Below are 14,080 nucleotides of genomic sequence, written 5' to 3' on the forward strand. Positions count from 1 at the left end.
CGCTATTCGCAGGCGATGCCGTCGCCGTTACCGTCCAGCTGCGGTCGGTAACCGGGTTCGCCCCGGCGCAGCGGTGCGGCTCCGGCGCTGCGGGCCGCTTCGCAGTTGGCGTAGTGCACGGTGGATGTCGTGCTCGGTGCGGCGGTGGGGGCGGCCGTCGTGCAGGTGGCCAGCACCCGCGCCATGGCGTCACGTTCGTCGCGGGTGACCCACAGGCGGTAGGCGGCCTTCACCTCGATCTGCTGCGCAACATACGTGCAGCGGTAGTCCTTGCGGGGCGGAAGCCACTGCGAGGCATCGGAATCGCCCTTGCCCTGGTTGGTGGGGCCGTCCACGGCGATCAGATTGCGCGGGTCGTTGGCGAGGTTGCGCCGCTGTTCGGCGGAGAGCGCCTGCGCGCCGGTCAGCCACGCATTGCTCAATGCCACGATGTGGTCGATCTGAACGGCGGAGCTGGTCTCTCGGCCCTGCTTGAACTTGATGGTCCGCCCGGTGTACGGGTCGGTGAGCGTGCCGCTGAGCACCTTGCAGCCGCCACTGTCGAGCTGCACGTCGGTGAGATCGCGCGCCAGGATGTCGTTGCGGGTGTCGCAGCCGTTGCCGCCGCCCTCGATGCTGACGTCATCGGTCCAGGCCGGTCCGAATTTCTCACGGTCGTAACCGTTCTTGGCGGCCCAGTCCCGCACCGGCAGCGCTTCGAGCTGACTGCGTGCCGCGGCGACCCGGCCGGCGGGGTCGGTCGGGGCGGGCGCGTGTTCTTCGCCCACCACGGTGAGCACGAACGCCAGCAGGACGAGCAGGCCGGTAATGGTCAGGGGCAGGATGAGTTTCCGCGCGCGCGACGACTTCTTCTTCAACATGTTCCGACCACCGTCGCAATCCACCTGACGAAACTTCAAGCCGCACGGTCGGTTCGGAGATGGTTCTCACACTGTGGCGACACACGGGCTGTCTACATCTTGGGGCGCAACGAGATCGAGAGCAAACCGGCGACACCCGCAATCGGGCGTTTCACCCCTGCGCGAGTGCGAGGAGATAGACCGCCTCGACCGCGCCCACCAGCACCGCCACCGGAATCGGCCACCACGGTCCACCGCGGCCGAGCAGGCGCACGGCCAGATGCCGTTGCACGGTGCCGATTCCGGCGAGCAGCGCCACCCACACGGGCAGCAGCGCGATACCCACCGCGGCGTGAACCGCCCACGCGCCCGCGAGAGTGGGCCCACCCCAGGCATCCCCGTACGGACCGCTCGTCACGAGCGGATACGCGAAGCCGCGCACCGTCGTGACGGTGGCCGGGAGCGCGACGAAGCAGGCGAGCAGTCCGATCACCGCGGCCAGCACGGTATGCGTCCGCGCCCGCGGACCGGACGGTCGAATCTCGATCGTCGACCCGAACGCCCAGCGCACCAGACGAACCCGACGGTCGACGGATGCGAAGGCGATCGGCAGCGCTGCGACGGCGTAGCTCGCGGCCCGCAGGGCGCGGTGAACGGTGGACACGGATCGAACGTAACGAGCGAACGCCTCGGACGGCAGGGGGCTGGCCACACCTTCCGCACGGGTGCCACCCGTGGCGGAACTACTCGGTGCGGCGAACCTCGCTGTGTCCGAGGCGCGCTGGGATACGTATCAGGCGTTGTTGAGCTTGTTCAGCCGTTCACACGCCTCGAGGTACTCGGCGATGAGCCGCTGCACCACATCGGCGGAGCGCTCGACCTTGTTCATCATGCCGACCACCTGGCCCACCGGATTGAAGTTGACGTCCTTGGCGGCCTCCGGGTAGCGGTGGCCGCGCTTGACGCCGTCGAGCGCCACCATCATCTGCAGCGGCATGGGCAGCGGGTCCGGATTCTCCGGGTTCTCCCACGCGTCGGTCCAGTCGTTGCGCAGCATGCGGCACGGCTTCCCGGTCCACGCCCGCGAGCGCACGGTGTCGTGGCTGCTGGCGTCGATGTAGGTCTGCATCTGGGCGGGCGGCACATTCGCCTCCTCGACCGTCAGCCACAGCGAACCGGTCCACGCGCCCGCCGCGCCCATGGCCAGCGCCGCGGCGATCTGACGGCCGTCGGCGATACCACCGGCGGCCAGTGCGGGCATCTCGCCGATGGCGTCGATCACCTGCGGCCACAGCACCACCGAGGACACCTCGCCGCAGTGGCCGCCGCCCTCGGTGCCCTGCATGACCACGAAGTCCAGTCCGGCCCGCTTGTGGTTGAGCGCGTGCTTGACCGAACCGCACAGCGCGCCGATGAGGCGACCGGAGTCCTGGATCTGCTTGATCACGTCGTCGGGCGGGGTGCCCAGCGCGTTGGCGACCAGTTTGGCCTTGGGGTGCTTCAGGATCACCTCGATCTGCGGGGCGACCGTGGTGGCGGTCCAGCCGAGCAGCTGGTTGTGCTTCTCGCCGTCGGGCAGATGCGGCACCTGGTGGTCGTCGAGGATCTTCTCGGCGAAATCGCGGTGGCCCTGCGGAACCAGTTCGGCGAGTTTGGCTTCCAGCTCCTCGGGGCTCAGGCCCTCGACGCCCTTGCCCTCGTACTTGGACGGGATCACCAGGTCGACGCCGTAGACGCCGGTGACGTGCTCGTCCAGCCAGGCGAGTTCGACCTCGAGCTGTTCGGCGGTGAATCCGACCGCGCCGAGCACGCCGAGTCCGCCGGCATTGCTGACCGCGGCGGCCACGTCGCGGCAGTGGGTGAAGGCGAAGATCGGGACGTCGATGCCCAACCGGTCGCAGATCTCGGTACGCATGGGGTGCTGGACTCCTCTGGTCACTGTCCGGGTACGTAGTCCCCATCACAGTAGAACATGTTCTAGATTCTGACCAGGGTCGCCACCAAGGCCGACGGGCGGGCGTGGGCAACCTGTTCTATTGTGCGGTCAGCGGGCGGCGAGCAGGCCGGACCGCACCAGGTCGTCGAAGAGCAATTGATCCACCGGAGGCACCTCCTCGCGCTGCGCGTAGGTGAACCATGCGATCTCGTCGATCTCACTGCTCGCGGCGACCGTCCCGGTGTATTCGGCGGTATAGCAGGCCATCCGGACCACCGCCTCCGGCAGTACCGCCTCATAGGTGCCGACATGGTCGACGGTGTCCGGCAGCAGTGCGACCGTCAGCTCCTCCTGGATCTCACGCAGCAGCGTCTGAAGGTCGGTCTCCGCGCCCTCGCGTTTACCGCCGGGAATATAGAAGACGTCCTTCCCGCGCGGACGAGCGCAGAGGATGCGGCCCCGCTCGATACGCACCCAGGCCACCGTGTCGATGAGTTTCCGTGCGGGTTCGGTTCGCATTCGCCGCAGCCTACTGCGCACGACGATGTGGTACACATGCTAGGTAGTGTCTCAAATCTGGAGGGTGTCTCGGTGACCGTCGCAGCTCTCATCGCCCAGCGGCACCGCGACGGCAGCCGCCCCGGAGCGCGCACCGACGACGCTCGGCTGGCCCTGGTGATCGAGGGCGGTGCCACGCGCGGCGCGTATTCGCACGGCATGGTGACCGCACTCGAGGAACTGGGTCTGACCGACTGCTTCGACGCGGTCTACGGCGCATCGGCCGGTGCGCTCAACGGCGCGTGGCTGCTGTGCGGGCGCGCGGCCGACGCCTGGCGCGCCTGGCATCCCACGGTGATCAACCGCGTCATCTCGCCCGCCCGCGCCCTGCGCGGCGGGCGCGTGGTGGACACCCGTTTCCTGGTGCACTCGGTGTACGAGCGCATCGTCCCCATGGATTTCCCGGCAATCCTGGCCAACCCGATCACCTTCCATCCGATCGCCACCGACACCGCCGACGGCACGGCCGTGGACCTGCACCCGTACCTCACCGACGCGCCCTCGCTGCAACGCGCCCTGCGGGCCACCACCTGCCTGCCGATCCTGGCGGGCCGATCCGTCCGGGTCGGCGAGCGCCACTACGTGGACGCCGGACTCTCCGAATCCGTCCCGGTGCGAACGGCTTTCGCCCAGGGCGCGACCCATGCACTGGTACTGCGCACCCGCCGCGCCGACGAACCCCCCCACCATCCCCTCCCGCCTGGAAACCCACCTGGTCGCCCGCTTCCTGTCCCGCCACGCCCCCGGCACCGTCGACTCCTGGATGACCCGCGGCGAACTCCAGCGGCGTGAAGAAGTCGAGATGGCCACCAACCCGGCAGTGCTCCAGATCCGCCCACCGACAGGAGCGCCGTCCATCGGCCGCATCGGACGCGACGCCACCATCATCCGCCGCGCACTGGAAGTAGGCCGCACGGCGACCATCGAAGCCCTGACTCCGCATCTGCCCACCTTGCTGGCACCGGGTGCGTAATGGCACGAACGGCACCGGCGAGACCATTCTGATGGAGATCATCGCCGGTGCCGCGTGATCCGTTGATCCATGGGGCGCGCGCGAACTCGGGCGCGGCACGCGCCGGTGGCTCGGTTTACCGGGGCGGCTAAAGGCGGACGACCGAGCGCAGCACGTCGCGACGGCGCAGCTTCGACAGTGCCTGTTCGACGTCGCTCAAGGAAATGGTTTCGGTGACAAAGGCGTCCAGATCGAGCAGGCCCTGCCGGTAGGAAGCGATCAGGGCCGGGAAGTCCCGCGACGGGAGGGTATCGCCGTACCAGGCGGACTTGATCGAGCCGCTGCGGACGCGTAGTTCGCGCAGTGGGATATCCAGCTGTGCGTCCGGTTCAGGCAAGCCGAGCATGACCAGTGTTCCGGCCGGTCCGCGCGTTCGGAACGCCTGCTTCCAGGTCTCGAGTCGTGCGGTTGTGTCGATGACGACGTCCGCGCCCAGACCTCCGGTCAGTGTGAGGACCTGCGAGACCGCGTCGGTGACATCCGCACCGATGGTGTGTGTCGCCCCGAAGTTCTTCGCCCACTCCAGATGTCGTGGGGCAGAGTCGACGGCGATGATGGGGGTCGGCTCCGGCCAGCCGGGCTCCGGCGATGGCGGCGATACCGATGCCGTCGCAGCCGAACACCGCGACGGCGTCTCCGCGTTCGGCCGCGCCGGTGTGCAAGGCAGCGCCGATGCCGGTGGCGATGCCGCAGCCGAGCAGCGCGGCCGCCGCCGGGTCGACGTCCGGGGCGATCTTCGTGCACTGTCCGGCGTGCACGAGGGTTTTCTCGGCGAGGCCCCCGACGCCGAGGACCGGGGTGAGCGGGGTGCCGTCCGGGAGCGTCATCGGCTGTGCGGCGGTGTGCGTGGTCAGGCAGTTCCACGGCTTGGCCTTGCGGCAGGCGCGACATTCGCCGCACACCGCTCGCCAATTCAGAATGACGAAGTCGCCCGGGCGCAGGTCCTCCACACCGTCGCCGACCTGCTCCACCACACCGGCTGCTTCGTGACCGAGCAGGTACGGGAAGTCGTCACCGACCCTGCCGTCCCGATGGTTCAGGTCGGTTTCACACACCCCACACGCTTGCACCGCCACCACGGCCTCGTGCGGCCCCGGTTCCGGGATCTCGATCCGGATCACCTCGACCGGCGCCTGTGCCGACCGCGCGATCACACCCTGCACCAGTTGCGCCACGGACGTACCTACCTTCCCGCATCCAGGCCACGGCACCGAATATCTCGCGGTGCGGTGGACCCGCCGGAATGTGCCCTGCCAGCATAAACACGACCACTGACAACCCTCGGCCGCGACAAGCGCCATCCTTGGGGTTCCGGTAGTAACCGCCGAAAAATCAACGGATATGGCGTAGCCGCGGCTGATTGCTGGTGAGGGCCGGGTTCGGCCTGCGGTGGAGGCGGACTACTGGTTGGCTTGGCTCCCAACGTGGTTGGTTGCTGGGAGGTCGGTTTCGTGGCGACGCGGGTGTTCGCGGATGAGGAGTTGGCGCGTCTGCGGGAGTTCCCGGAGATCGGCCGGGAGCAGCTGTTCCGGTTCTTCATCCGTCCTGGGTCCAGTCGTGGTCCCAGGCCCGTGAGTGGTGCGGTCCGGCGACGTAGCCGAAGGAGTACGGGCGCCCTCGACTCCGATCCGCAGCGTGTCGGCGGTGATGCCCGCCCACTGGCGTCCGCCGTGCCCGGCCGGTCCAGAAGTGCAGTCGACCCAGGAGCCGGCATGGAATCCCGGCGTCGCCCACAGCGAGCCCGAAATACGTGTCTGCGTACTCCAGGTCCACGCTTCCCGCCGGGCGGTGTACGTCGGGGACCTCGCGGTTCCGAATGGCCAGCCCGACATATGCAGAAGCTAGGACTTACTGCGTGCGAAGAGAATCGCTTGCTGAGCTTTCGCATCCGGGTCGAGCAGCATCTGGGCCTCGACCACGAATCCGGCATCGTGCAGCCAGGATGCCACCTGGTTCGGCTGACGGTGGTGGACATGGACCTTCATCGGGTAACCGCCGTAGCCCTCTGTCTTCAACAGCGACTCGTCGCCGACGTGAAACAGGAGTTGCAGCGGTCCGCCGGGACGCAATGCTTGGTGGAAGCGCCCGAATACAGTCGGCACCTCGTCGTCTGGGATGTGGATCAAAGACTGCCAGGCGAGCAGGCCGGCCACCGAAGCGTCGGGCAGGTTCAGTTCCGTCATCGAGCCCACCTCGAACCGCAGGCCGGGGTGGTCGCGCCGGGCCACGTCGATCATCGCCGGGGAGAGGTCGATACCGAAGGCGTCGACACCGAGCTCATGCAGGTGGGCGGTGACTTCACCGGGGCCGCAGCCGACGTCCGCGACCGGTCCGCCGCCAGCGGTCCGCACGCTGTCGGCGAACAATGCCAGAGCCGCGCGAAGGTACTGGTGTCCGGCGAGGGCGCCGCGCACTTGGTCGGCATAGCTGACCGCAACCGTGTCATAAGAGGTTCGGGTGTCGGCCAACCAATCATCCGTGGTCATGACCGGCACGATATTCCATGATCGCGGCGGACTCGGCGCTACCCGGGAACGACGAAGGTGCCTCCACCCGGCCGGGTGGAGGCACCTTGAACGGCGGTACGCGTCTGGCTGTGACCGCTCAACTGAAGAGGGGAATCCGATGGCCGCGAGAGTGACCCGGCTGCGCACCGCCCCGCCTGGGGCGCACCGCCGCGGTGAACACCTGGAACGCGCGCCGCGCCGCAGTCGCCAGATGGCTGTCCTGGTGCGCCGAGCAGGGCTGGACCGCACCGAGCGTCCCGGCCTCGGCCGCGCGGTCCACACCGCCGGACTCCGACACCCCCGTCCGCTCGCGTACCGCGATCGACCGGCTCATCGCCCGCCGCGAGATCCACCTGCGGGAGAAGACGCTGTGGCGGATGCTGTACGAAACCTGTGCCCGTGCCGAGGAACTGCTCCAGCTCAACATCGAAGACCTCGATCTCGCAGGGCGGTGCGCGGCGGTGAAGTCCAAGGGCGCCAAACCCCGTACCCGCCGCCGCGGCGCCGCCCACCACGAACACGTCCTCGAGAACGTGTACTGGGACGCGGGCACCGCCCGCCTGCTGCCCCGGCTCATCCGCGACCGCACCCGCGGCCCTGTTTTCGTGACCCACCGCCGGCCGGGGCCCGGCAAGAACGTCGCCGACCGCGACGTCTGTCCCAACACCGGCCTGGCCCGGCTGTCCTACGACCAGGCCCGCGACCTGCTCGACGCCGCCACCGCCGTCGATGGACCCCGGACCGGCTGGGACCTGCACGAACTGCTCCACTCCGGCCTGACCCACCTCGGGGAATCCGGGGCCAGCCTGCTGGAACTGATGGCCAAGTCCCGCCACCGCAAAGCCGAGAACCTGCGCCGATACTTCAAACCGTCCCCACAGGCGATGCGCGAGCTGACCTCGATCTTGGGCCCGGGAGCCGAACGCCGACGCTGACCAGCAGCTACGTCATATCCGTTGATTTTTCGGCGATTACTACCGGAGCCCCTCCTTTGGCTCAGCGATCCGCTCCCACGAGAACGCCCTTCGGCCGCGGTTCACAGTTCCCCGTCCAGGCCCGCGGCCGCGACGCCACCGGCGGCCGCGATGCACTCTTTCGGTGATCAGTGCATCCGGCCCTCGTCGCGCGGTTCAGCCCAGCCGCGCGAATTCCGGCGCGCGTTCGGGCCGCAGGCCGATTCCGCCGAAATACGCGGTGAGCCCGGCCAGTGCGGGCAGTCGGTCCAACAGGCGCAGGGGTGCGGGCAGGCCGTCGAGCGTCCCGTCCAGGCAAGGGCGCAGCAGCATGTCGTGCTCACCCAACTGTTGCCGCTGGACGGCGGCGGTCGGCAGCCACCGTCGCTTCTGCACCTTGGCCAGATCCGTGGTGGTGAGCGTGCCGGAGCGCAGCGGGGCGGCGAGGATGCGAGCGGCGGCCACCGCGTCCTGGATCGCGAGGTTCACGCCGACACCGCCGACCGGGGACATGGTGTGCGCGGCATCGCCGAGACACAGTAGGCCGTCGGTGTACCACCGGGGCAGCCGACCCATGGTGACGCGCAGCAGTTTCACGTCGTCCCAGGATTCGATGGCGGCCACCGTCGCGTCGCCCCAGCCGAACAGTTCGACCAGTTCGCCGCGCAGCCACTCGATGCCCCGGGCGCGCAGCCGCGCGTCCGCGCCTTTCGGAATCAGATAGGAGGTCTGGTAGTAATCGCCGCGATCCATGGTCACCGCTGCCCGCCCCGCCTCGAAGCGGGCGAAGACCTGACCGTCGTGCCGGTCCCCCGCGCCCGCCGGAATGCGCAGCCACCAGACGTCCATGGGCACCTCGAAGGTGTCCTGCCGCAGTCCCGCCGCGTCCCGCACCACCGAATCGCGCCCGTCGCAGGCGAGGACGAGATCGGCGCGCAGTTCCGTTGTGGAGCCGTCGGGCTCGCGCAGCCGGACGCCGGTGATCCGGTCGCCTTCGTGCAGTGTTCCGATCACCTCGGTCGCCATGCGAATGGTGAAAGACGGCTCCGCACACGCAGATTCGGCAAGCAGATTGAGGAAGTCCCACTGCGGCACCATGGCGATGTGCCGATGCGGCCCCGGAATCCGGGTGAAGTCGGCGGCCACCACGGTGCGGTCGCCGATGTGCATGCGCATCCGCTCCAGCTTGCGCTGCGGCAGTGCGGCGAACTTCTCTCCCAACCCCAGTTCGTCGAGCAGACGCAACGTCGACGGATGTACGGTGTCACCCCGGAAGTCCCGCAGAAAGTCACCGTGCTTCTCGACGACGGTCACCCGCACCCCGGCCCGCGCCAACAGCAGCCCCGCCATCATCCCCGCCGGCCCGCCGCCCACTACACAACATTGCGCGTATCCCATAGCCGCCAACCCCTCTACGATTTCTACTACGATAAGTAGTAGTGCAATCGCCGATGGGGTTCAAGCGATCCGCGCCTCCTTCACCACGACGCCGGACGACTTCCCGGCGTACTGCTGATACCGGTCAGGATGCCTTGCGGCTGTCGTCGTTCTCGTGGTGGGCGATCACTGCGAGCAGTTCGCGTACCCAGGCGGGCCGCTGTTTGCCGATTCCGGCGGTGGCGATGTCGTTCTCGATCAGCGAGCGGATATACGCCGACTGCGACATCCCCAGTGCCGTGGCGCGGGCCTTGCACGCTCGGTCCAGGTCGTAAGGCATTTTGATCGAACGGGGAACGAATACCGGTTCGGCGTCGGGGCCGATGGTGATCCCCAGCTCCTTCTCGGTCACGGTCTCGCCGGTGAGCTCGAGTCGGTCTTTGATCGCCGCCACCTCGGCGGGGCTCATCTCGTGGATCGGGTCAGTCATGGTGGGTCGCGGTGTGTCGTGTGACGCTCGTTCGCGTCAGGGGCACAGGGCGTGCGACAGCAGGCTCAGGTGGTCGGCCCGCTCTTCGACGACCTCGGTCATGGTGATGGTGACGGCGCGGCCCTCCGGCGTCGCGCCGGAGACCGTGATGAAACCGTAGATGCCGCCGGTGTGTCCGAAGTACTGTGTGCCGCAGGGTAGTTCGGCGACACCGATGCCGAGTCCGTAGTGGAAGGGATCGTCGGCGGCGCGGGGTAGGCCGTCGAGCATCTCGCGGAGTTGGGCCTCGGCGACGATCTTTCCGGCCAGCAGGGCGGTGTAGAAGCGATTGAGGTCGTTGCCGGTGGAGACCAGGGCTCCGGCCGCCCACGGCACGGACGGCTCGATGCGGGTGACATCGGTGCGCACGCCGCCGACGGGGGCGTATCCATGTGGATGCGGGCCCCGGATGTCCAGCTCGCCGGTGGCGGGGAGATAGGTGTCGGGCAGCTGCGCGGGGATGGTGATGCGCCGCTCCAGTTCCTCGGCGTAGGGCCGGCCAGTGAGCTTCTCGACGAGCATTCCGGCCACGAGATAGTTCGTATTGGTGTACTCGTATCGCTCGCCGGGGGCGAACTGCGCCGGATTCCGCAGCGCGATGGCCACCTCCTCGGCGGGGGTGAACGTGCGCCCCTCCAGGCCCGCCCGGTACTCGTCGATCTCCGGTTCGGAGCTGAATTCCGGTAGCCCACTGCGATGTTGGAGCAGCTGGCGAACCGTGATGGCCTTGCCGTCCACACCGTCGCCCACCAGGAGTCCGGGCAGATACGTGTCGACCGGCTCGTCGAGGCCCACCTGCCCCTCGGCCGCCAATTGCAGGACCAGCGCCGCCACGAAGGTCTTGGCGATACTGCCCACCCGCACCTGCTGCGGCGGCGCGAGCGGTATCGGCTCCCCCGTCTCCCGGTCGGCGACACCGGCGGTCAGGGTCACCGTCTGCCCGTTCTCGGTCAGTGTCGCGATCACCCCGGCGATCCCCGACCGCACCAACGCGTCGATATCGGCGCGCACCTGTTCCACCCGCGCGGGCGACACGGTCGTCGGCGGCCCGGCCACGGTGGGCCCCGCGGCGGAATCCAATGCGGAGCAGGCGGCCACGGGCAGCAGCGCCAGCGCGACAGCGGCGATCGGCACGATTCTCATGCACCGACGGTAGAAAGCCGTACCGCCGCAGCGCATCCGGTATGAAACCTGAGAATTCCCCGATCTTTCACGCGGAACGAATACCGGTCAGCGGCTGACCGGTGGCCCGAGCGATGTGCGGCAACTCGGCCTTCAGTTCGGGCAGCGGCGCATCGTCGAACATGGCGACCACGAGGTCGTCCGCGTCGATCTCCCACGTTCCGGCGATGCGGCCGTTCACGAGCACGAGCGGGGCGATCCAACCGGCGGTGCGGCTCACCTTCGCCCGATGATCCCCGGACAGCAGTTCGGTGTCCTTGGTGCCGGGGCCGAGGACGTACTGGTCGAACGCGCCGAGCAGGCGAACGGATGCGGCAGGCGCGGTCGCCGCCAGTTCGTCGGCGTGCTCGGTGAGGATGAAGGCTTCTCGTCCCTGTACGTCGACCGTGGTGAGGCGGTCGCCGAGGTCGGAGAACCACTGCCGCAGAATGCCTTTGCGAATACTGCCACGGGACAGCCAGGCATCGAACGCCTCCGGCGTGCTCGGGCCGTACGCGCCGAGATACGCCGCGACGACCTCCGGGGCGGCGGCATCGGGTTCGGGAATGCCGGGCCAATCCGGAATCAGGCTCGCCGGATGGGTGAAGGTGACCGCATTGCCCTGTGCGGGGCCGTGGCACAGCGCGCCCTGCCAGGCCAGCGGTTTGAGCAGCGCACCCCATCCCGAGCGCAGTTCCGCCGCCATGGACTGGAACCGCCGCTGCGCGGTGAGCGCCGCGACCAGTTCCTCGCGGGTCAGTACCGCCCCGTCGAGAATTCCGGAGACGACCTCCACCAGCGCCGCCACGTCGTCGGGTGTGGCCCCGAAAGCCTTCTGCCAGGACCCTTTCTCCCAGGTCCGCGCGGACGCCATCAGCGACAGCACGGCCGCCGCCGACGCGGGCGGCAGCGCGTGCAGGGTGCCCCGCATGGCCCACGTCTTCACCAGCGTGCCCTCGTCCAGCGCCCGCACCACCGCGCCCGGCTCCCCCGTCGATCGCCGCACCGCCATCGCGGTCTCGGCCGCGGAGGTGACCTGCGCCTGCACTCCGCACAGCCGCCGTGCGATCTCCACGACCCCGACCTCGCCGCGCGGATCGACGAACTGCCGCCGCATCCGCCACGCGAACACCTGCTCCCACGACACCCGCACCGCTTGTCCTCCAACCACCGATCGAAGCGGCTCTCACCCTACGGCGATCGACCGACACCCAGGCGGACTCCGCTGCGGGACGGTGCCGATGCGGGAGCTCTCAGAGGCGTTCCACGACGGTGGCGTTGGCCAGCCCGCCCGCCTCGCACATGGTCATCAGCCCGTATCGCCCGCCGGTCTGCTCCAGATGGTTGAGCATGGTGGCCAGGATCCGGGTGCCGGAGGCGCCCAGCGGGTGCCCGAGCGCGATCGCACCGCCGCGCGGATTCAGCTTGGCCGGGTCCGCGCCCAGTTCGTGCGCCCATACCAGCGGCACCGGCGCGAATGCCTCGTTGACCTCGTAGACGTCGATATCGTCGATGCTCAGCCCCGCCTTGGCGAGCGCCTTGCGGGTGGCGGGCACGACCGCGGTCAGCATGAGCAGCGGATCGTCCCCGGCCACGGCGAAGGAGTGGAAGCGGGCGCGCGGGGTGAGGCCGAGTGTGTTCGCCTTCTCCTCGCTCATGATGAGCGTGGCCGACGCCCCGTCGGTGAGCGGCGACGAATTGCCGGGTGTGATCGACCATTCGATCTCCGGGAACCGCGCCTGATACCGCTCGTCGACGAATGCGGGCCGCAGTCCGGCCAGCCCCTCGGGCGTGGTGGTGGCGCGGATGGTCTCGTCGGCGGTGAGCGTTCCGGCCGCGACGAGTTCCCGGTCGAAGCCGCCGGCGGCGGCGGTCTCGGCGGCCAGCCGGTGTGAGCGGGCGGCGAATTCGTCCAGGGCGGCCCGGTTCAGCTTCCAGCGGGCGGCGATCACCTCGGCCGAAATACCCTGCTGTACGAGCCCTTCCGGATACCGCCCGGCGATGGGTGCGTAGATGTCGACGCCCTGGGTATTGGAGAACATTCGCACCCGCGACATGGATTCCACGCCGCAGGCGATGGCGATGTCGTAGGCACCGGCCAGCACGCCCTGGGCGGCGAAATGCGCGGCCTGCTGACTGGACCCGCACTGCCGGTCCACGGTGGTGGCGGGCACCGATTCCGGGAACCCGGCCGCGAGTAGTGCGATGCGGGAGATATTGCCCGCTTGTTCACCCGACTGCGTGACGCAACCGCCGATCACATCATCGATCAGTGCCGGATCGATTCCGGTGCGCTCGACGAGGCTTTCCAGCACGCCGGCCAGCAGCGTGGCCGGGGCGATATCCGAGAGGCCACCACCGGGTTTGCCCTTGCCTGACGGGGTGCGGACAGCGTCGACGATGACGGCCGAGGTCATGACTGCTCCTTCTTCGGTGCCGCCGGGAACAATGAGAATCCCGGTTAACTTCAGGTACTCTACCGCAGAAGGGGCGGGACGCCCGGTCACAACGGTCTTACAACACAAGGCAACCTCCCCGCTAATGGCCTCACCTGTGCTTATTCTGTCGCCATGACAACCAGCAAAGAGGAAGTGTCGGAAGGGCCGCTCAATATGCTGGCCCGCAGTGCCTGGCAGTGGATTCTGGTCACCGGCGTTCTCTCGGTGGCGCTCGGTATCATCATCCTCGTCTGGCCCGGGAAAACCCTGGTGGTCGCGGGTGTCCTCTTCGGTATTTATCTGATCGTCTCCGGTATTTTCCAGCTCATCGCCGCCTTCGGCGGGCATATCAGTACCGGGATGCGCATTCTGGCGTTCATCAGCGCCATTCTGTCGTTCATCCTGGGCTTCTTCTGTTTCCGCGATGAACTGAACGCGATCTGGCTGCTGGCCATCTGGATCGGCATCGGCTGGATATTCCGCGGCGTCACCGTGCTGGTCACGGCGATCGCGGCGGAGGGCATGCCGGGCCGAGGCTGGTCGATCTTCTTCGGCATCCTGCTCGCCATCGCCGGCGGCTGGCTCATCGCGGTGCCGTTCGCGTCGATCAGCGCACTGACGCTGGTGGTGGGCTGCTGGCTCATCGCCATCGGCATCATGGAGATCATCTCCGCGTTCCAGGTGAAGAGCGACGCCAAGGGACTTCCCCGCGAGCTCTAGCAATCAGCATTGTCACGTCCATTCCGGCGGCCGTATTCCTCGTGAGACGG

General features: G+C 68.3%; 14 protein-coding genes and 1 pseudogene. 4 read left to right on the forward strand and 11 right to left on the reverse strand.

Annotated features, from left to right (window positions below):
• Positions 1 to 2: 2 nt before the first annotated feature.
• The 4 genes from FOH10_RS13345 to FOH10_RS13360 form a co-directional block, all read right to left on the reverse strand.
• On the reverse strand, positions 3 to 860 hold the full coding sequence (locus FOH10_RS13345) for a GmrSD restriction endonuclease domain-containing protein (protein ID WP_143980929.1): 858 nt from the start codon (positions 858 to 860) through the stop codon (positions 3 to 5).
• A gap of 151 nt (positions 861 to 1,011) precedes the next feature.
• The gene (locus FOH10_RS13350; protein WP_143980930.1) at positions 1,012 to 1,503 is read right to left on the reverse strand and encodes a hypothetical protein; all 492 of its coding nucleotides are present in this window, start codon (positions 1,501 to 1,503) and stop codon (positions 1,012 to 1,014) included.
• 129 nt (positions 1,504 to 1,632) lie between these two features.
• A complete protein-coding gene (locus tag FOH10_RS13355) occupies positions 1,633 to 2,754 on the reverse strand; it encodes an NAD(P)H-dependent flavin oxidoreductase (RefSeq protein WP_143980931.1) in 1,122 nt (373 codons plus the stop codon).
• A gap of 129 nt (positions 2,755 to 2,883) precedes the next feature.
• Positions 2,884 to 3,294 (reverse strand): NUDIX hydrolase, encoded by a 411-nt coding sequence (locus FOH10_RS13360; protein WP_143980932.1) that lies wholly within the window; start codon positions 3,292 to 3,294, stop codon positions 2,884 to 2,886.
• A 72-nt stretch (positions 3,295 to 3,366) separates the two neighbouring features.
• Between FOH10_RS13360 and FOH10_RS13365 the strand changes: the two genes are divergently transcribed.
• Both FOH10_RS13365 and FOH10_RS35625 read left to right on the forward strand, forming a co-directional pair.
• Positions 3,367 to 4,125, forward strand: a complete 759-nt coding sequence (locus FOH10_RS13365) for a patatin-like phospholipase family protein (protein ID WP_244961952.1) — start codon at positions 3,367 to 3,369, stop codon at positions 4,123 to 4,125.
• 10 nt (positions 4,126 to 4,135) lie between these two features.
• A complete protein-coding gene (locus tag FOH10_RS35625) occupies positions 4,136 to 4,306 on the forward strand; it encodes a hypothetical protein (RefSeq protein WP_244961953.1) in 171 nt (56 codons plus the stop codon).
• A 127-nt stretch (positions 4,307 to 4,433) separates the two neighbouring features.
• Here the strand turns inward: FOH10_RS35625 and FOH10_RS13370 are convergent.
• Together FOH10_RS13370 and FOH10_RS13375 are read right to left on the reverse strand one after the other, a co-directional pair.
• A pseudogene (locus FOH10_RS13370) lies at positions 4,434 to 5,520 on the reverse strand (S-(hydroxymethyl)mycothiol dehydrogenase).
• Positions 5,521 to 6,186: 666 nt separating this feature from the next.
• Positions 6,187 to 6,831, reverse strand: coding sequence for a class I SAM-dependent methyltransferase (locus FOH10_RS13375; RefSeq protein ID WP_143980933.1), 645 nt, complete (start codon positions 6,829 to 6,831; stop codon positions 6,187 to 6,189).
• 194 nt (positions 6,832 to 7,025) lie between these two features.
• On the opposite strand from FOH10_RS13375, the gene FOH10_RS13380 reads away from it, so the two are divergent.
• Positions 7,026 to 7,787, forward strand: coding sequence for a tyrosine-type recombinase/integrase (locus FOH10_RS13380; protein ID WP_244961954.1), 762 nt, complete (start codon positions 7,026 to 7,028; stop codon positions 7,785 to 7,787).
• A gap of 195 nt (positions 7,788 to 7,982) precedes the next feature.
• Here the strand turns inward: FOH10_RS13380 and FOH10_RS13385 are convergent, their stop codons facing one another.
• The 5 genes from FOH10_RS13385 to FOH10_RS13405 all read right to left on the reverse strand — a co-directional run bounded on the left by FOH10_RS13385 (position 7,983) and on the right by FOH10_RS13405 (position 13,289).
• Positions 7,983 to 9,203, reverse strand: coding sequence for an FAD-dependent oxidoreductase (locus tag FOH10_RS13385; protein ID WP_143980934.1), 1,221 nt, complete (start codon positions 9,201 to 9,203; stop codon positions 7,983 to 7,985).
• Between the two features lie 124 nt (positions 9,204 to 9,327).
• Positions 9,328 to 9,672, reverse strand: a complete 345-nt coding sequence (locus tag FOH10_RS13390; protein ID WP_143980935.1) for a hypothetical protein — start codon at positions 9,670 to 9,672, stop codon at positions 9,328 to 9,330.
• 36 nt (positions 9,673 to 9,708) lie between these two features.
• Complete coding sequence (locus tag FOH10_RS13395; RefSeq protein ID WP_143980936.1) at positions 9,709 to 10,854, reverse strand: serine hydrolase domain-containing protein; 1,146 nt, start codon at positions 10,852 to 10,854, stop codon at positions 9,709 to 9,711.
• A gap of 67 nt (positions 10,855 to 10,921) precedes the next feature.
• Positions 10,922 to 12,043 carry a winged helix DNA-binding domain-containing protein gene (locus FOH10_RS13400; RefSeq protein WP_244961956.1) on the reverse strand — a complete coding sequence of 374 codons (1,122 nt, stop codon included), beginning with the start codon at positions 12,041 to 12,043 and terminating at the stop codon, positions 10,922 to 10,924.
• An 82-nt stretch (positions 12,044 to 12,125) separates the two neighbouring features.
• A complete protein-coding gene (locus FOH10_RS13405) occupies positions 12,126 to 13,289 on the reverse strand; it encodes a thiolase family protein (protein ID WP_143980937.1) in 1,164 nt (387 codons plus the stop codon).
• Positions 13,290 to 13,442: 153 nt separating this feature from the next.
• Between FOH10_RS13405 and FOH10_RS13410 the strand changes: the two genes are divergently transcribed.
• Positions 13,443 to 14,030, forward strand: coding sequence for an HdeD family acid-resistance protein (locus FOH10_RS13410; RefSeq protein WP_143980938.1), 588 nt, complete (start codon positions 13,443 to 13,445; stop codon positions 14,028 to 14,030).
• Positions 14,031 to 14,080 lie beyond the last annotated feature (50 nt).

The sequence above is a fragment of the Nocardia otitidiscaviarum genome (assembly GCF_007362295.1).
GTDB lineage: Bacteria > Actinomycetota > Actinomycetes > Mycobacteriales > Mycobacteriaceae > Nocardia > Nocardia otitidiscaviarum.